Origin of the sequence: Rhizobium sp. 862_C5_N1_2 (assembly GCF_051811205.1) — a bacterium.
In the GTDB taxonomy this organism is placed as follows: Bacteria; Pseudomonadota; Alphaproteobacteria; order Rhizobiales; family Rhizobiaceae; genus Rhizobium; species Rhizobium leguminosarum.
This window is the reverse complement of sequence record NZ_JBPWPT010000002.1, coordinates 1,133,972-1,151,809: the sequence shown is the minus strand read 5'-3', so window position 1 is coordinate 1,151,809 and position 17,838 is coordinate 1,133,972. Positions and strand designations below refer to the sequence as shown.

General features: G+C 62.1%; 16 protein-coding genes. 3 read left to right on the top strand and 13 right to left on the bottom strand.

All coding sequences use genetic code 11. The features are described from left to right. Nucleotides 1-17 precede the first annotated feature (17 nt). From ACD590_RS29630 to ACD590_RS29605, 6 genes are all read right to left on the bottom strand, one after another. A complete protein-coding gene (locus tag ACD590_RS29630) occupies nt 18-1,523 on the bottom strand; it encodes an HAL/PAL/TAL family ammonia-lyase (protein WP_018245838.1) in 1,506 nt (501 codons plus the stop codon). After that, nucleotides 1,520-2,287 carry a histidine utilization repressor gene (gene hutC, locus ACD590_RS29625; RefSeq protein WP_018245839.1) on the bottom strand — a complete coding sequence of 256 codons (768 nt, stop codon included), beginning with the start codon at nt 2,285-2,287 and terminating at the stop codon, nt 1,520-1,522. The genes ACD590_RS29630 and hutC overlap by 4 nt, the downstream gene beginning before the upstream one ends. Then, on the bottom strand, nt 2,284-3,135 hold the full coding sequence (locus tag ACD590_RS29620; protein ID WP_439004028.1) for a MaoC/PaaZ C-terminal domain-containing protein: 852 nt from the start codon (nt 3,133-3,135) through the stop codon (nt 2,284-2,286). The genes hutC and ACD590_RS29620 overlap by 4 nt, the downstream gene beginning before the upstream one ends. After that, nucleotides 3,132-3,938 (bottom strand): SDR family NAD(P)-dependent oxidoreductase, encoded by an 807-nt coding sequence (locus ACD590_RS29615; protein ID WP_018245841.1) that lies wholly within the window; start codon nt 3,936-3,938, stop codon nt 3,132-3,134. Before ACD590_RS29615 ends, ACD590_RS29620 begins: the two co-directional genes overlap by 4 nt. Next, nucleotides 3,935-5,485 carry an acyl CoA:acetate/3-ketoacid CoA transferase gene (locus tag ACD590_RS29610; RefSeq protein WP_018245842.1) on the bottom strand — a complete coding sequence of 517 codons (1,551 nt, stop codon included), beginning with the start codon at nt 5,483-5,485 and terminating at the stop codon, nt 3,935-3,937. Before ACD590_RS29610 ends, ACD590_RS29615 begins: the two co-directional genes overlap by 4 nt. A gap of 99 nt (nt 5,486-5,584) precedes the next feature. Then, nucleotides 5,585-6,610 (bottom strand): YeiH family protein, encoded by a 1,026-nt coding sequence (locus ACD590_RS29605; RefSeq protein ID WP_439004069.1) that lies wholly within the window; start codon nt 6,608-6,610, stop codon nt 5,585-5,587. Nucleotides 6,611-6,710: 100 nt separating this feature from the next. Here ACD590_RS29605 and ACD590_RS29600 point away from each other — a divergent pair, with 100 nt between their 5' ends. From ACD590_RS29600 to ACD590_RS29590, 3 genes are all read left to right on the top strand, one after another. Next, nucleotides 6,711-7,634, top strand: coding sequence for a LysR family transcriptional regulator (locus ACD590_RS29600; RefSeq protein ID WP_439004027.1), 924 nt, complete (start codon nt 6,711-6,713; stop codon nt 7,632-7,634). 520 nt (nt 7,635-8,154) lie between these two features. Further along, nucleotides 8,155-8,667: a hypothetical protein gene (locus tag ACD590_RS29595; protein ID WP_018245845.1), complete on the top strand. Its 513-nt coding sequence runs from the start codon at nt 8,155-8,157 to the stop codon at nt 8,665-8,667. A 112-nt stretch (nt 8,668-8,779) separates the two neighbouring features. Continuing rightward, nucleotides 8,780-8,983, top strand: coding sequence for a cold-shock protein (locus ACD590_RS29590; RefSeq protein WP_003550088.1), 204 nt, complete (start codon nt 8,780-8,782; stop codon nt 8,981-8,983). Nucleotides 8,984-9,078: 95 nt separating this feature from the next. Here ACD590_RS29590 and ACD590_RS29585 read toward each other — a convergent pair whose 3' ends face one another. Genes ACD590_RS29585 through ACD590_RS29555 form a run of 7 tightly spaced genes read right to left on the bottom strand, consistent with a single transcriptional unit; the run spans nt 9,079 to nt 17,828 of the window. Then, the gene (locus ACD590_RS29585) at nt 9,079-10,704 is read right to left on the bottom strand and encodes a GMC family oxidoreductase (RefSeq protein WP_439004026.1); all 1,626 of its coding nucleotides are present in this window, start codon (nt 10,702-10,704) and stop codon (nt 9,079-9,081) included. Then, nucleotides 10,701-12,230, bottom strand: coding sequence for an FGGY-family carbohydrate kinase (locus ACD590_RS29580; RefSeq protein WP_131702034.1), 1,530 nt, complete (start codon nt 12,228-12,230; stop codon nt 10,701-10,703). Before ACD590_RS29580 ends, ACD590_RS29585 begins: the two co-directional genes overlap by 4 nt. Nucleotides 12,231-12,261: 31 nt before the next feature. Beyond that, nucleotides 12,262-13,104, bottom strand: a complete 843-nt coding sequence (locus ACD590_RS29575) for a class I fructose-bisphosphate aldolase (RefSeq protein WP_439004025.1) — start codon at nt 13,102-13,104, stop codon at nt 12,262-12,264. Further along, complete coding sequence (locus ACD590_RS29570; RefSeq protein WP_018245849.1) at nt 13,077-14,825, bottom strand: glycerol-3-phosphate dehydrogenase/oxidase; 1,749 nt, start codon at nt 14,823-14,825, stop codon at nt 13,077-13,079. The genes ACD590_RS29575 and ACD590_RS29570 overlap by 28 nt, the downstream gene beginning before the upstream one ends. A gap of 12 nt (nt 14,826-14,837) precedes the next feature. Beyond that, nucleotides 14,838-15,833, bottom strand: coding sequence for an aldo/keto reductase (locus ACD590_RS29565; protein ID WP_439004024.1), 996 nt, complete (start codon nt 15,831-15,833; stop codon nt 14,838-14,840). Next, nucleotides 15,830-16,834 (bottom strand): sugar-binding transcriptional regulator, encoded by a 1,005-nt coding sequence (locus ACD590_RS29560; protein WP_011649510.1) that lies wholly within the window; start codon nt 16,832-16,834, stop codon nt 15,830-15,832. Before ACD590_RS29560 ends, ACD590_RS29565 begins: the two co-directional genes overlap by 4 nt. A 1-nt stretch (nt 16,835) precedes the next feature. Further along, on the bottom strand, nt 16,836-17,828 hold the full coding sequence (locus ACD590_RS29555; RefSeq protein ID WP_018245851.1) for an ABC transporter permease: 993 nt from the start codon (nt 17,826-17,828) through the stop codon (nt 16,836-16,838). Nucleotides 17,829-17,838 lie beyond the last annotated feature (10 nt).

Sequence of the window (17,838 nt, the reverse complement as noted above, 5' to 3'; positions counted from 1 at the left end):
GCAGTGGCGAACCGGGCTTATTGCGGGCCGAGCCCGATCAATGCGGCAATCGTCGCAAAATCCGGCCCTTGTGCGCGATCCTCTTCGAGCGCCGGGACTTGGGTGCGGACGAAAGCATAGGCTTCCGCCGATCCCTTGCCCAATTCGCCTGAGACCCCTCGCAGCTCGACGGCCTGTACCGAGGCGATCAGTTCGATGGCAGTGAGATAGCGCAGGCGCTCGACGATCGCCTGCGTCTTTGCCAAAACGCTCGGAGCCATCGACGCCTGGTCTTCGACGCCATCGGCAACAGGAATGGGCGAAAGCGAAACCGGCATGGCCAGATGGCGGATTTCGGCCTCCATGGCCGAGACGGTCTTTTGCACGGTCGCAAAGCCGGTGCGGCTCTGGCCCATCGCGGTCAGGAAGCGCGGGAGGTCGGACATGGCAGGCGACATGATCTTCATGATCCGATAGGCGGTGCCTGCCGCGCAATGCGCCATGGCCTGCCCCAGCCTTTCCCAGGCGAGCACAAACGCGGTCATGTCGAAATTGCCGTGTGAAAGAATGACGCCCTCGGATACGATCACGACAGGATTGTCGCCGGAACTGACGAGCTCAATCTCGGTCGCCTGCCTTGCCTCGTCGATCGCATGCCTCAACGCACCCCAGACCTGCGGCGTGCAACGGTAGCTCAAAGGATCCTGGAGACGTCTTGCTGCATCGGCGGCAAGCAAGGAGCTGCCCGAAAGCAGCTCCATCAGTTGAGCGGCGACACGGCGTTGCCCGAAGGCGGGTCTTGCAGCCAGAGCGCGATCGTCGAAGACGCTGACATTGGCCCGGAACGCTTCGAAATTAACGGCAATCGCCTTCAGGGACCAATCGAAGAGCCGCTCGATCTCCTCAAGCGCCAGACAGGCGAGGCCGATGGAGAGGCTGTTGGCCACAACAAGCGCATGCCCGTCCTTCGGCGCCAATTCGAGGGGCTTCAGGCCGGCCCTTTCAAGAGCGATGGCGGCCGGCAGCACTTCGCCGCCAAGCTCGATCTCGCCGAAGCCGAGAAGGCCGCGGCTCATATGGGCAAGCGGAGCCAAATCCGCCGCACCAATCGAGCCCAATGATGGGACGACGGGATGGACACTTGCATTGATGGCGGCGATCAGACCGTGGAATACTTTCAGCGAAACGCCGGAACCGCCAGCCGCCATGCCGGCAGCCCTGACGGCCATCATCGCCCGCACGGATTCCTGTGCGAGCGGTTGTCCGACGCCGACGGCGCGGGCTTGCGGCACACGCATCTGGAACGCCACGAGGTCTTCCGTTGCAAGTCGCGTGTCGACACCGGCTCCCAGTCCCGTCGTCAGGCCATAGACCGGCAGATCGTTTGCCGTATAGCGATCGACGACGGCACGCGCCGCGACAATCCGGGCTTCGACCTCGGCGGATATCTCAATCCGCGCATGACGACGGGCAACCGCTGCGATGTCCTCGATCGTCGGCGGAGCCGCGCTGAAGATGATCGATGGAGAATGGGTGGCGCTCACTGTTTCTCTCCGAGAATGGCGACGGGCTTAGAGGGACCCTTGCTGGACCGTGCTTCCAGCCGATATTGCGCGCCGGGATAGTATAAAAGCGCGCAGGTCACGACGGCCTCGCCCGACCAGGTCCGTCGAAAGACGCGCAGGCAAGGGTGATCATTCTTCAGGCCGAGATATTTGCGTATGGCCCTATCCGGTTTGACGGCCTGGACGATATGTTCGAACGCCGTTATCGGTGCGACCTGCGTCAGATATTCGTGCGGCGTCATGCTGTAGAAGTCGGCAGACAGATAATCGGGCGCCACCAGCGGATTGACATAGCGCTCCTCGACCTGAATGGGCTGGTCGTTTTCCATGTGCACGATCAGCGAATGCATCACCTCAGCGCCGAGGATCAGTTGGAGCGCGTCGGCAACGTTAGCATCCGCCTTCATCAGCCCGGCCTTGACGACCACCGCCTTATGCGTGTGACCCCGTTCCAGTATTTCGTCGGCTATGTTGCGGATTTGAAGCAGATCGACGTCGAGGTGCTTTGGCGACACGAACGTTCCGATCCCGGCGGATCGCTTGAGAACGCCCTCGAACATCAGCTCCCGCAGGGCCCGGTTCGCCGTCATGCGGCTGACGCCGAATGCCGCCACCAGTTCGCTTTCGGAGGATACCCGGTCTCCCGGCTGCAGCTTGCCCTCGGCGATGTCGGCCAGGATCTGCTCCTTGATCCTGATATAATGGCGCGCTTCGCCGGCGGCCGGTTTGACTGCTTTCGTCATGACAGCCTCGCCACGCCATTGTCGAGGATGATAGCGCTCCGCGAAGCAACGAGCCCCCTGAAGCGGATCTCGGCGCCGTTGCGCCATATCTGCAGGGTGATCGTTTCTCCGGGAAAGATCGGTGCGCTGAAACGCGCCGCGATTGCGCTCAAGCCAGTCGCCATGCCTGGATCGATGGCAGCGACGATGGCGTAGCCCGCATGGCCGAAGCTGCACAGCCCATGCAGGATCGGCCGGTCAAAGCCGCTTTTGCCGGCTGCCTGCGGATCGACATGCAGCGGATTAAGATCGCCGTTCAGGCGATAGATGAGAGCGGCGTTACCAGGGATGTCGACATTGAATTCGAAGTCCGGCTCTCCGTCCGGGACTTTGGGCAAGGGTTCAGGCGCAAATCCCGCCGAACCGCATCCACCGTCGCCGCGGCACGCGTTCGTCTGGACGATCGTCGCGATGGGCTCGTCACCGTCCGCGGTTGCGATCAGGCGCTCGAAGCTGACGAACATTCCTTTTTCAACACCGCGATCGACTACCGAGAGGACGCGTGAGCGAGAGGTCAGCGGCACATCAAGCGGGACCGGCCGGTGGATCGTCAGGCGATGTTCGGAATGCACGAGACGCGCCCAGTCGACGCCTGTCTGTCGCATCCATGGGCCTGGATGCGCTACGATATTGGCAAGGGTCGGCGCGGTCACGAGATCGCGTTCATAGACGTAGTTCAATGCCTTTTCGTCGAGCGCGTTGGTGCCGTAGCCAACCGACAGGGCGTAAAGGATGGCATCTCTTGCGGTGACCACATGTGTTGCTTGCGGCACCGGGAAGTCGAGGATGGATTGGGCCGGCAGCGTCACGATGCGGCGCCCCCAGATGTCGCGGGTTTGCGAACGCCTCCGGACAGGCGGATGCCGCCGTCAACGGACAGCAATTCACCGGTGACGAAGTCGGCACCCTGAACAAGCCAGACAATGGCGCCGGCAACGTCTTCCGGTGTCGCGACACGGCCGAGCGGCGCGGCGTCCGAAAATCGCTTGGCAGTGGCTCCATAGGCGTCCGGCCCGAGCGTGTCGCGCATCCAGCGCGTATCGATGATGCCAGGACAAACGGCATTGACGCGGATATCGGGACCGCAGGTGCGCGCCAGGGCCAAGGTCAGCGCATTCAGCGCGCCCTTGGAGGCCGTATAGGCAAGCGAGCTGCCGCCGCCAGTAAAGGCAACATTGGATGAGACATTGACGATCGCACCGCCGCCGCTGTCACGCATCGCAGGCACTGCCGCCCGGCACATCTGATAGGCGCCGATGACATTGACACCGAAAACGTTCTGAAAATCTTCGGCCGACAATGTCTCCAGATCGAAAGGATCGGATTTGACCGTCATTGCGGCATTGTTCACCAAGGCGTCGAGCCGCCCCCATCGATCGACGGCAATCGCGACCATTCGGCGGCAAGCCGCGTCATCGGCAACGTCGGCCTGGACGATCTCCACCTCCGCGCCCAGGCTGCGGCAGATATCGCCAGTCTCATCGGCCTCTTTCTTGCTGCGGCTGTAGTTGACGACCACCCTGGCACCGCCCGCGGCGAATTGTTTGACGCATGCAGCCCCGACGCCCGTTGCCGAGCCTGTGACGATGATGGCGGCTCCATCGATTTTCATGGGGCAAAGTCCTTCATGGCGTGGGGCGAAAACAGACGCGCATCCATCTGCTTCAGCCGATCTGACACCGCGACGCTCTTCGGCAGGCGATCGAGAACATGGGCGGCAAGATCGATGCCGGGGGCAAACTCCGTCAGCGTCAGGCATCCGTCAATTACCCGAAAGACAGCCCGTTCGGTGACGACGAGCTGTGATTGCCCTTCCGGCGCAAAGGCGGGGCTCGAACTGATCTGGTCGACATCATCGACGATCTTGCAGAAGCGGCCGTCCTGGATGATGTCGAGCGTGCCGTCGGCAACGGCAATTTCAGCGCCACCGGCCGAAAACGCGCCGAGATAGACAACGTGCTTGGCCGTCTGCGAAATATTGGTGAAGCCGCCGACCCCGACGATGGAATTGTTGAAGCGGCTGACATTGACCGCACCGTGCCGATCCACCTCGGCCATGCCGAGGAAGGCGATATCGAGGCCGCCGCCGTCGTAAAAATCAAACTGCGATGCCTGTGGGATGATGGCGGTCGGATTGACGGCGGCGCCAAAGGACAGCTCCTCGGCCGGCACGCCGCCGATGACGCCGGATTCGATCGTCATCGTATAATCGTCGAATCCCTCTTCGCTGGCGATGCGGCCGATCCCGGCGGCAATGCCGATGCCGAGGTTGATGGTTGGGCGATTGAGCGGCGCCAGCTCCCGGAAGGCACGTCGCTGAATAATTTTATCGACCGACAGTGGCGCCGGCTGCAGGCGGCTCATCGCCATCCGGACGCGCCCGGTATAGGCGATATTGTCCGTCTCGGCGAAACTGACGCCGTGCTGGGCCGGATCATCGCAGACGACGACATAATCGACCAGCACCGCCGGGATGCGAACGTCGCCCGGCGGCAGGGAGCCGCGTTCGGCAATCCGCTTGACCTGGACGATGACGATGCCACCGGAGTTTCGGCCCGCCTGCGCCATGGCGAGCACGTCGAGCGGGAACGCCTCGTCCTCGAGGGTGATGTTGCCGTCTTCGTCGGCCGTCGTTCCGCGCAACAGCACGCAGTCGAGCGGCATCGACGGATAAAGCAGCCATTCCTTGCCGCGCAACGACACACGCTCGACAAGCGCACGCGGCGCCGTCGCATTCATGCGGCCGCCGCCATGAAGCGGATCCATGAAGGAGCCGAGCCCGATATGGGTGACCACTCCAGGCTGACCGGCGGCAATCGCCCGATAGAGCTGCGCGATGACGCCCTGCGGCCAGCAATGCGCTTCGATCTTCTCCTCGATCGCCAGCCTGCCAAGGCGCGGCGTTCCGCGCCATCCCCCGGCGATCACGCAGGCGACGAGGCCTTCATAGCCAAAGTGCCCCATGCCGCGCGTCTGACGATCGCCCGTGCTGGCAGCAAACAGAAGTGTCAGGTTGCGGGGTTTTCCAGAGGCGAGGAAACGCTCCTCGACGGCCGCCGTGATGGCTTCGGGATGACAGCATCCTCCAAAACCCGAAGCAGCGACAGTCATCCCATCTTCGAGGAGATCCGCAGCTTGCTGTGAAGAGATGACCCGCATGACGATCTTTGCTTCCCCGGCCTGTATATACAGGCTAGCCGCCGATCGTTTGTAAGGCAACTGGAATCTTTGCCAGTATTTTAGGCACACCACCTTCGATCAGACGATATTCAGCAGTCCGATCAGGCAAAGCCCAAGAGCCGCCAGCGCCAATAGCGACAGCGCCGCCGCCGCGAGGACACGACCGCCGGTATGGGCGACGGATCTGACATCGACGGAGAGACCCAAAGCGGCCATGGCGGTGACGGTGAAGGCGGCGGAGACAGCCGACATCCCGGGCAGCAGCGGCGCCGGGATCGCGTCGAGAGAACGAAGTGTCGCCATGGCTGCAAAACCGAGGATGAACCAGGGGAGAACATGGCGGAGATTGACTGCAGAGCCGCCAGCACGGCGGCCATGAACTGCACCGAGCAGAAGGATGACCGGTCCGAGCATCATCACGCGGATCAGTTTGACGAGCGTGCCCACCTGGGCGCTGACGGCTCCGGCAGAGGCCGTGGCCGCCAATACCTGCGGGACGGCATAGGCTGTCAGGCCTGCGAAAACGCCATATTGTACGGCGCTCAGACCCAAGAGCAGATGAAGAAGCGGCAGCGTCAGCACTGCCCCGATGCCGAGCAGCGCGGTAAAGGCTATCGAGGCCGCGATATCATCCGGTTTGGCGCCGATCACGGGCGCTGCGGCGGCAATCGCAGAATTGCCGCAGATCGAGTTGCCGCAAGCAACCAAGGTCGCCAGGCTGGCCGACAGTCCGAAGAGCCGTCCGATCAGAAAGCTGCCGGCCAAAGACAGAGCAACCAGAACGGCAATTCCGCCGACAAGCGGGAGCCCAGCCTGCCGAATGGCAGCCGTGCTGAGCGAGGCGCCAAGCAACACGACGGCAATTTCGAGAAGCGTCTTGGCGGCGAACTGGATGCCGGGAATGAAAGTCTGCGGCAGACAGACCGAGGAGCGCACGGCAATGCCGATCAGAATGGCAAGCACGAGGCTCTCGATCCAATGCGAGCCGAAAATCATCAACTGCAGCCGCTCAACAAGATGCGCAGCGAGCGTGACCGCCGCACAAAGAACGAGTCCCGGCAGGACAGCAGGAAACGACGGGGAACGGGAGGCGGAAACGAGCATCGGCAAGACCTTGCGCAAGGACTGCACTGTCCCACACTCAATTATCGACTTCCATTGAATAGTTTATTATGATTCATTCGGTAAAATCGAACGATTGATCATGACATTTGAACAGCTTTCCATTTTCGTCGCGGTTGCGGAACGCGAGCATCTGACCAATGCTGCCTCCGCGATCGGGCTGACGCCATCGGCCGTCAGTTCGGCGATCCGCAATCTCGAGGCCTCCTATGGCGTCGAGCTTTTCCACCGCGTCGGACGCCGCATAGAGCTGACATATGAAGGACGGGTGTTTCTAGGGGAGGCAAGAGCGACGCTGGCGCGCGCCAAGGCCGCGGCGCTTGTCTTGTCCGATCTCGGCGGCTTGCAAAAGGGTGAACTGGTCGTTTTTGCAAGCCAGACGATCGCAAGCTACTGGCTGCCGGCGATGCTGATGCGTTTCAAGATCCGCTACCCGGGCATTGACCTGAAGCTGATGATTGGCAACACGACCACGGCGGCAAAAGCGGTTCTCGATGGATTGGCCGAAGTCGGCTTCGTCGAAGGCAGCGTTGACGAGCCGGCGCTGAATATTCAGCCGCTTGCCGAGGACGAACTGCTTGTCGTCGTAGGTCCGCGTCATCCCTGGGCGCGTGGCAAGGCAATTGCACCGACGGACCTGGTTTCAGGCACGAAATGGGTCATGCGGGAAAGAGGGTCCGGAACCCGGTCGGCTTTCGAGGCGGCGATTTCCAATCTCGGCATAGCCCCCGGAAATCTGGCTGTCGCGCTTGAACTGCCGTCGAACGAGGCGGTCATATCGGCAGCAAGAGAAGGCCTCTGCGCGACGGTCGTCTCAGGTGCCGTGGCGGCGCCGCTCTTGACGCAAGGTCTTCTGGTGAAGGTGCGCTTTCCTCTGCCGTCCCGGCAATTTGCAATCCTGCGGCATAAGCAAAGGCACTCCAGCCGTGCCTCATTGGCGCTGGAAACGATTTGCCGCGAGGATAAAGCTGCCGAAGTCAAAAATGGGGAGGACTGGGCGCTCTAGAGCCTTTCCGGGTTAGATTGAAGCATTCTGCCGGAGCAGGTTTTCGTCAGGGCAAAGGCGATTGGCGACGGGCATACCTCTTGGTACGTCCGAGCCGATCGCCTTTGCCCTGGCGGAAAGATGCCCGGCCCTTCGGGTTGGCTGAAACGGGCCGGCTGATCGACCGGCCGGCTTGGCCGTAGAGCTGGGCTACGACGCGCGCCGGCCGGTCGACCATCCGACTCCGTTTGAGCCAACAGAATGCTTCAATCTAACCCGGAAAGGCTCTAGGTGTGGATCCTCAAGAGGTTGTCTCGGTTGAGGCCGAGGCGACTGATGGGTGTTTTTGATTTCAGGCTGCCGTGCGGACGAGCCCGCGAAGGCCCCGGCGAAGGTTCCTGCTCGGGAGATGGTGGTGGCTGCGAGCCCAATCGATGCTTCCCGTATGGAACGAAAACCACGTGCGGCGGTTATATGACCGCCTTCCTCCTCAACAACCGAGCGTGGCGGTCCTGATGTAGCGCGATCGAAAGTGATTCACATGATCAAAGTCCTTGCATGCTCCATCGCCGTTGCGACGGCCGCAATGGCAACGGCAGGCGCCGCCCACGCCGACGAATCCGCCTTCTTGAAAACACTGGCGGGAAGTTGGAGCGGTAACGGGACCGTGAAAGTGCGGACAAATGCACCCACCATTAAAGTCACTTGCCGTTTCAAATCGGATGCGAATGCAAGCTCCCTCGCACTCAATGGGCGTTGTACCAGCCTTGTCGTTTTTTCCCGCGTCATCAGCGCGAACCTCAAGGCCACTGGTGACACCTACACTGGCTCCTACGTGGGCGCGGGCACCGGCACCGCGGGTCTTGGCGGAAAGCGCGCTGGTAATGCCATAAGTCTCGCGATCAGATGGGCGAAAGAAGTCAACGGCGATCGGCGTGCGCAGATGACGATCGAAAAAACCGGAGCATCGGGCATGCGCCTCACAACCATCGATACCGACCCTGCTACCGGTCGATCGGTTGTTACGAGCCGCATTGAGCTTCGTCGGAGCTGACGTCTTTTTGCGTTCAAAAAGCCACGAGTGTGCTAAAGGGTTGATAGAGAAGCGTCGAAGCTATAGTTTCGCCTTCGCAAATCGTCGAACGATACAAGGAAATATTTATCTCATGCCGACAGGTACCGTTAAATTCTTCAATGACGACAAGGGCTTCGGCTTCATCACCCCTGAGGGTGGCGGGCAGGACGTTTTTGTTCACGTGTCTGCGCTGCAAAGCGGCGGGTCGCTCCGCGAAGGCGACAAGGTCAGCTTCGAAGTTGGCCAGGATCGCAAGACCGGAAAATCGAAGGCTGAGAACGTCTCGACTCTCTGATCGAAAATCGATGGCCCAACCTGCATTGAGCGGGTTGGGCTCATCGTCACGAGCCGCAATTCCACGCATTCACTTTAGAGAATGCGAGGGGCTAATTACGCCCCTGATAGGACGCTCTCCGCGGCCTTCTCGGCAATCATTATCACCGGCGAGTTGGTGTTTCCCGACACGATCGTCGGCATGATCGATGCATCGACCACCCGCAGTTTCGCCAGCCCATGCACCCGCAATTGCGGATCGACAACCGCCATCACGTCGTTGCCCATCTTGCAGGTGCCGACCGGATGGAAGATCGTTGTGGCGATATCGCCGACGCGACGGATCAGTTCCTCGTCACTCTGGTATTCCAGGCCCGGCAGCATTTCCTGCGGCCGGTACTTGCGAATGGCGCCGGCCTCCATGAGCCGGCGGGCGTGCCGAACCGATTTCGTCGCAAGCAACCGGTCGCCGACGGTCGAAAGATAATTCGGGCGGATTTCCGGCGCCACGGAAAGGTCCGGGCCGCCAACATGCACGGTCCCCCGGCTTTCCGGCCGCAGATTGCAGACGGAGACGGTGACGGCGGGATATTTGTGCAGCGGCTCGCCGAGCCGGTCGGTGCTCAAGGGCTGTACGTGATATTCGAGATCGGCGGTCGCAACAGCGGGGTCGCTCTTGGCAAAGATACCGAGCTGGCTCGGCGCCATCGACAGTGGCCCTGACCGGCGCAGCATATATTCAAGCCCCATGCCCGCCCGGGTGAACAGGTTGTGATAGAGCTGGTTCAGCGTCTTTGCGCCCTCGATGCGGAAGACCGTACGGATTTGCAGATGGTCCTGCAGGTTTTCGCCGACACCCGGAAGTTCATGGACGACGTCGAGTCCGGCAGCCGACAGCACATCCGGGCGACCGACCCCGGAAAGCTCCAGGATTTTCGGTGAATTGATCGCACCGGCAGACAGAATGACCTCGCGACCGGCGCGAGCCAGATGATTCTGCCCGTTCAGCCGGAATCGCACGCCGGTCACCATTCTGCCGTCGAATTCCAGCCGCTCGGTTTCGGCGCTGGTCAGCACATATAGATTGGGCCGCTTCATTGCCCGGCGCAAAAAGGCCTTGGTCGTATTCCAGCGCAGGCCGCCGCGCTGGTTGACCTCGAAATAGCCTGAGCCCTCATTGTCGCCATCGTTGAAATCGTCGGTCTTCGGGATACCGAGTTCTTCTGCGGCATCACGAAAGGCATCGAGGATCGGCCAGGAAAGCCGCTGCTTTTCCACCCGCCATTCGCCGCCTGCCCCGTGCATCCGCGACTTGCCGCGATAGTTGTCCTCGGATTTCAGGAAATAGGGCAGCACGTCGTCCCAGCCCCAGCCGGAATTGCCCGCCTGCCGCCAACCGTCGTAATCGGCCGCCTGGCCGCGCATGTAGATCATGCCGTTGATCGACGAGCAGCCGCCCAGCAGTTTTCCGCGCGGATAGGGCAATGACCGGCCGTTCAGTCCGGCCTCCGCCGCCGTCTTCATCATCCAATCGGTGCGTGGATTGCCCATGCAGTAGAGATAGCCGATCGGCACATGCACCCAATGATACCGGTCGCTGCCGCCGGCTTCGAGCAACAGGACGCGGGTTTTCGGATCGGCCGACAGCCGGTTGGCCAGAACGCATCCCGCCGATCCTGCGCCGACGATGATGAAATCGTAGCTTCCCGCATCAATGGCCGCATAATTCATACGCATGTTCATGCCGCCGCCCCCGCTGCCGCCGGCGGAACCGCTGTCAGACGCCGCCAGAGCGGTGCCATCGCTTCGGCGATATCCTGATAGAGAGCGTAACGCCGCGCATAGTGTGCCTCGAGCGAGACATCCGGACGATAATACCGCTCTGCCCGAACCATGGCCGCAGCACCAGCGCCGAAGTCCGCGAAAATGCCGACGCCGGTTCCGGCCGCAATAGCCGCTCCCAGCGCACCGGTTTCACGCGAGCGGGCAACGCTGACCGGAACGCCGAGCACATCGGCGAAGATCTGCGGCCAGATCAGGCTGCGCGAGCCGCCGCCGGACAGCACGGCTTCGTTGAAGACCGCGCCCGCCTTTCGGATCGTCTCGATGTGCTGGCGATGACCGAAGGCGACACCTTCGAGAAGCGCGCGAACGAGATGTCCCTTGGTGTGCCAACCGGCAAGACCGTAGAAGCCGGCGCGCGCGTGGCCGTCCTGCTGGGCGCCATAGAGATATGGATGGTAGATCGGATCGTCTGTCGTGGGCTCGATCGCCCCGGCCAGCGCGCAGCAGGCATCAAAGGGCGAAACGCCTTCAGCATGCTCGCCTTCGAAGAACTCCCGCACCAGCCATTCGAGATTGGCAGCCGAGGTGGCGCTGTTCTCCATCGCCATGTAGCGGCTGCGATCGAAGGTCGAGGACATGAAGACTGGCTCGTCGAGGTCGGGGCTGTCGATGATGACCTGGTTGATGCTCCAGGTGCCGGCAATGATCGAGGCGCTGCCGGTGCGCGCAACGCCGGAGCCGAGCGCCGAGGCGACGACGTCGAACAGTCCGCCGACCACAGGTGTACCAGCGGCGAGCCCGGTTTGCCCCGCCACCTCTTCCGTCACCGTCCCGGCAATGTCGGCGCTTTCGATGAGCGGCGGCAAGAGGTCCATGCAATCGTCCAGTCCATAGGCCTCCATCAGCGCCTTGTCGTAGCGGCGCGCGGCAAGATCCAGCAGACCGGCCCCCGACATGTCGGACACTTCGCTGACACGCAGGCCGGTCAGGCGGTTGACGACAAAATCCTTGGAGAAGAACACCGTACCGATGCGGTTAAACAAATCCGGCCGGTGACGCTTCAGCCAGGCAAGCAATGTCGGCGTCTGGGATGGCCACGGACGCTGGCGGGCAATCGGATAGGTCCGGTCACCAACGCCGGCATCTCGCCATTCATCGACCAACCCGGCCGCCCGCGTGTCGAGCGACTGGATGCCGATGAGCGGAGCGCCGTCGCGATCAAGCGCATAAAGACCGTTGCCATGCCCGGCGCAACCGATCGCGGCGATTTCCTCCGGCTGGATCTCTGCCTTTTCGATGCAGGCGCGGATGACCTGCCGTGCATTTGTCCAGAGTTCGTCCAACCCTCGCTCGACATGCCCCGGGCTCGGCATGCGGCTGTGTCCTTCTTCGGACGCAGCCGCGATCTCGTTGCCGTGCCGGTCGAAAATCACCGCCTTGATAACGGTGTTTCCGGCGTCGAGCCCCAAAAGATACTCTCCCATGCAGAACCCTCCCGAGATTCGAAATCGCTGCTCAGCCCTGCTGATAGAGCGCAAAGGCCTGTTCGCTGCTCGCGTCCTCGTGCACGATCGCCATCAGCCCGCGCACCACGGCACTCGGATTGGCGTGCTGATAGATGTTGCGGCCATAGACCATGCCCATTGCACCCTGCCGCATCAAGGCCGCGGATTTGTCGAAGACGGCACGAAGATCCTCCTTGCCGCCGCCGCGCACGAGAACCGGGCAACGGGCTGCTTCCACCACTCTGTGGAAATCCTCGGCATTGGTGGTTGGGTCCGCCTTGACGATATCCGCACCTATCTCGCGGGCGAGCCGCGTCAACGTAACGATCTTGTCGGCATCGCCGTCGACCATGTAGCCGCCCTTTTCCGTCACCGGCTGCATCACCAACGGCTCGATCATCAGCGGCATGCCATACTTGTCGCAATCGGCCCGGACGCGGGAAATATTCTCAACGCACTGGCGGAACAGGTCCGGCTCGTCCGGCAGCATGAACAGGTTGACGACGACGCAGGCTGCATCCATCTCGATCGCGCCGATCAATGGTTCGGCCTCGTTCTGCAGCACCGCCCACATGTCGCGGTGGCGGACCCGGTTATAGGGATTGCCCATGTCGATGCGCATGACCAGCGCCGGCTTGTCCTTGCCGGGCACATGCTGCAGCAGGTCGGCCTGGCCGTAATTCATCTGGATCGCGTCCGGCCCTGCAGAAACCAGCGCCTTGACGACGGCCTGAATGTCCTCCAGCCCGTTGAGGAAGGATGGTTCGTTGCAGACGCCGTGATCGATCGCCACATCGAGGCAGCGGCCGCCGCCGAACAGCCGGTTCATCCGGACTTTGCTGTTGTGTCGCATTCTGTGCTCCTTGGTTCGTTCCTTGCGGAAAGCATGTCTTCGTCGACGCCGTGGCGTTGGTTGAGAAGGGTGAGAAAACGGTCGCGCTCACGGGCGCGATGCGCGAGCGTCCAGCGCTTTTCCTGCGCCAGCAGGTCGAGTGCGGCATCCATCATGTCGAGCGTAAGCTCGCCGGAAACGGCAAGCGTCGTGCGCCGCAAAAGCAGGTCGTCGAGATGTTCCACCGCTTCCTCGCGGATCAGGAACTGCAATTCGCGTATCGAGTAGCCGGCGTGCGGCAGCGCCGCATCGGGGCCTGCCGCGGTGAAGCCGGCAATTGCCTCGGCATCCGTGCCGTATCGGGCAAACAGCTCAGCCATGCGCCCTCCGGAAAGGCCTTTGTTGGCTGCCATCTGCGTTAGCCAGGCGAACGCGTTGGCCGGAAATGCCCGCCCGCCGCCGATCGGCCGATCGGTTGTCGCAACGCGGCGGCGCCTGCCGAGCCTTGCCAAAGCCATGTCGGCCGCCAGTTCCCCGAAGGACCGGAATGTCGTCCACTTGCCGCCGATCATGCAGAATACCGGCGGACCACCCTTGGAAGGCTCCAGCACGGTGCAGAAGTGATCGCGCGGGATGCGGCCGGTAAAACTGTCGGTGCTGGCCGGCAGCGGCCGCACGCCGGAAAACTGGAAAACGATTTGTTCGGGCCGGATGGGAATGCCCGGCAGCACGAAGGCGAGCGACTGCAGGATATAATCCCGCTCGTCCGCCTCGCAGCGCACCGTTTCCGGATCATCGACGCGGATATCGGTGGAACCGACGAGAACCTTGCCGAGATAAGGAAACAGGATGCAGATCCGCCCGTCCTCGTTCTCGTAGTAGATCATGTGATCCGCGAGCGCATCGCGCAGGTCCGCATTGTCGATGATGAGATGCGAGCCCTTGGTGCCGCCCATCAGCGGTGACGGCCGCGCTTCCGGCGAAAACAGGGTCTGATTGGCAAGGTCGATCCAGCCGCCGGTGGCGTTGATGATCAGCGCCGGTTCGACGCTAACGGACGCGCCGCCGATCTGGTCTTCGACACGATATTGGCCATCCTCTGTCCGCTGCAATTCGGCATAGTTCAGCGCCATCGCCCCGAACTTTGCTAAAAGACCATCCTGCAGAAGCTCGATGCCTAGCCGCTCCGGATGGCTGACCCAGGCGTCGAAATAGGTGGCGGAACTCTTGATGTCGGGATTGAGCGCCGGCCATTTGGCAAGCGTCGTGCGCCGGCCGCGAAACTGGTGGCGCGGCATCAGTGCCCGCTTGCGCGTCAGGAAATCATAGATGCTCAGGCCCGCCTTGATGGCGACGGCGCCACGCCGGCTCGGGCGACGGCTGAGGCCCAGAAAGCGGACGATGCCATTGCCGAGGCCGGAAAAGTTATCGAACACCGGCACCGTCGTCGGCAGCGGCGCGACATAATGGGGCGCGTTGCGCAACAGCCGGTCCCGCTCGACCAGCGATTCCTGCACCAGCTTGAATTCGCCGTTCTCAAGATAGCGAAGCCCGCCATGCACCATGCGCGACAGCGCCGAACTGGCCCCGGAGCAATAGTCGTGCTTCTCGACGAGCAGCACACTCAGTCCCTGCAGCGCCAGTTCCCGAAAGACGCTGATGCCGTTGATGCCGCCACCGATGACGCACACGTCCACCTTCGGGCTCTGGCTGAGCCCGTCCAAAATCTCTTGCCGTTTCATGATGGCGATCCGCTACCTGTCCATGTCAGTCAGTTTCGCCGCTATGGCCGTATCGATGGTCGCAAGATCGGCCGCATCCAGCCGGATGGTCCCGGCCCGCGCATTGTCGAGCGCTTGTGCCGGATTGCGCGCCCCGCAAAGTGCAAAGGTGATGCCCGGCTGCGCCAGCGTCCAGGCAATCACGATTTGGGCGATGCTCGCGCCGTGTTTTTCTGCGACCGGCCGGATGGCGTTGGCCAGCGCCGTCGCCTTCTGGCGGTTGTCGACTGAAAAGCGCGGATTGTCCTTGCGCTGGTCATCGCCGGAAAACACACGGTCGGGACCGATGGTGCCGGACAGCAACCCCAGCGCCAGCGACGAGTAGCTCAGCGTCGCAATGCTGTTGGCCTTGGTCAGTGGCAGAAGCTCCGCCTCGATCTCCCGGTCGATCATGCTGAACCGCTCCTGGATCGCATCGAGACCACCGACAGCGATATAGGCATTGAGGTCGTCGGGGCTGACATTGCTTGCGCCGATTGCCCGGATCTTGCCCGATGTGCGCAGGTCTTCCAGCGTCCGCATCGTTTCCTCGACCGAGGTCGTCGGATCCTGCCAATGGGTGATGTAGAGATCGATATAGTCGGTCCCGAGCCGCCTCAGGCTTTCCTCGACCTCGTGCAGGATCGCGTCGCGGCCGAGATAACGGTGGACCGGTTTGCCGTCTTGATCGAAGAAATGACGACCCTTCTGCGTATGCCAGACAAGGCCGCATTTGGTGGCGATGACAGCCTTGTCGCGGCGCCCAGCCAGTGCCTTGCCGACGATCTCCTCGGAACGTCCGAGCCCATAGGCTGGCGCCGTGTCGATCAGCGTCACGCCGGCATCGAGCGATGCCTGGATCGCAGCAATGGATTCGGCCTCATCGGTCCCGCCCCACATCCAGCCGCCGATCGCCCAGGTGCCCAGTCCCACCGCCGAGGCGGAAACGCCGGATTTGCCGATCTCACGTGTCAATTGCTGCCCGCTCATGCCCATTTTCCTTCGCCATTCGCCAGTGCCAGCACCCGCGCACCCGTCGCCTCATCGGTCACCAGCGTATCGAGATGATTGCCCCTGAGAACGCTGAGGATCGGGCCTGCCTTGTTCGGCCCGCTCGCCACACCGATCTTGGTGGGGATCGAGGCGAATTCCGGCAGCGTCAGCGACACCAGCGAACGGTTGAGGCTGTAGTCGCAGACCTGGCCATGATCATCGAGCAGATGCGCCAGCAATTCGCAGGAGGCGCCGGACCGCTCGATCGCGGCGCGGTCGGTGCTTGAGGACGGATGCAGGTCGTAATAGCTCGAATCGTCCGACAGGATCGAGCCAATGCCGACCACCGCCACCTTCGCCTCGCGCGCCCGTTTGAAAACGTCAGCGACGGAACGCATGTTGATCAGCATCGCCCGCTGCTCGGCATCATCGGCAAAGAGAGGCGCATGGATCTGGTAGGAACGTCCCCCAAGCCGGTCGGCCATCAAGGTCGAGACATGATTGACGTCGGTATAGTGTTTACCCTGCACGCAGCCGGTTGCTGGAATGACCTCGACATTGAACCGACGCGGCGGCTGCAGACCGGCAACGACGGCGCTCACCCCTTTGCCGCCGGTGATGCAGATCGTATCGCCGTCGGTGATCTCTTCCAGCAGCAACCTTGCTGCCGCTTCGCCGACGGCCTGGAGCGCCGTCTGCGGATTGTCGGACACGGTCGGCACCACCACGGCGCGGCCGATGCCGCCAAGCGCCCGTAGCCGTTCTTCCATGTCGACCAGCGGCTCGACCGGCGACTTGATCTTGATCTCGACCAGGCCGAGCTGGCGGCCGCGCTTGATCAGGCGGTTGACGGTGGCGTGCGAGATGCCCAGCTGATCGGCAATCTGCGCCTGTGTCAGTCCCTCGAGGAAATGCAGAACCAGAGCCTGGTGCATCTGTCGGGCGATGACGATTTCCTCGCGCGGCGCGTTTGCGGGTTTGAGTTTGGCTATCGGCATATCAGGCAGCCTTCCGCTTGTGCAGGAAATGGTCGATCGAGACGGCGGCAAGCAGAATGCAGCCTTTGATCATGTCTTGCCAATAGACGGACACGTCGAGCAAGATCAACGAGCTTGTTACGACCGACAGCAGGGCAATGCCGAGAATTGCCCCCAAGATCGTGCCGGAGCCGCCATTCAGCGATGCACCGCCGATCACCGCGGCTGCGATGATGTTGAGCTCCATGCCGACCCCAAAGGTCGGGGTCGCGGCACCGAAGCGGGACATGTAGATCACACCGGCAACACCGGACAGCGTGGCGCAGAGCACCGTCACCCAGAACTTCACCTGGTTGGTCTTGATCCCGGAATAGAGCGCCGCTTTCTCATTGCTGCCGGTGTAGAACACCTTGCGGAAGGCGGTTGCCCGGCGCAGCAGGAAATCGAACAGCACGACGACCGCGACAAAAATCAGGATCACATAGGGAACGCCGTAGAACGTGCCCTGCCCGACCGCCTTGAACGAGGGTGGCAAGGTGAACAGCGACAGCGGCGTGCCCTTGGTGATGATCAGGCAGATACCGCGTACGATCACCATCGCCGCAAGCGAGGTGATGAAATGGTTGAGGCCGACCACCGTGACGAAGAAGCCCATGACACAGCCGATCAGGCCGCTGGCAATGATCCCGATCAGGGAAGCGCTCCACGGATCGAGCCCCATCAGGAACAGCGAGCCCGACAGCACCATCGAGAAACAGACGACCGAGCCGACCGACAGGTCGATGCCGCCGACGATCAACAGGATGGTCATGCCGACGACGACGATCCCTTCCACCGAGAACGACATCAGCATCGCCCGGAAGTTGCCGAGCGTCAGAAAATGCGGCGAGGCAAAGCTCATGACGATGCAGAGCGCCAGGATGATCGCGATCAATCCCGCCTCGCGCATCGTTCCCAGCCGTTTCCAGCCGGGCGTGCGTGCCTGATGTACAGCTGCCAACGTAGCGTCCGCCATGACCTTGTCT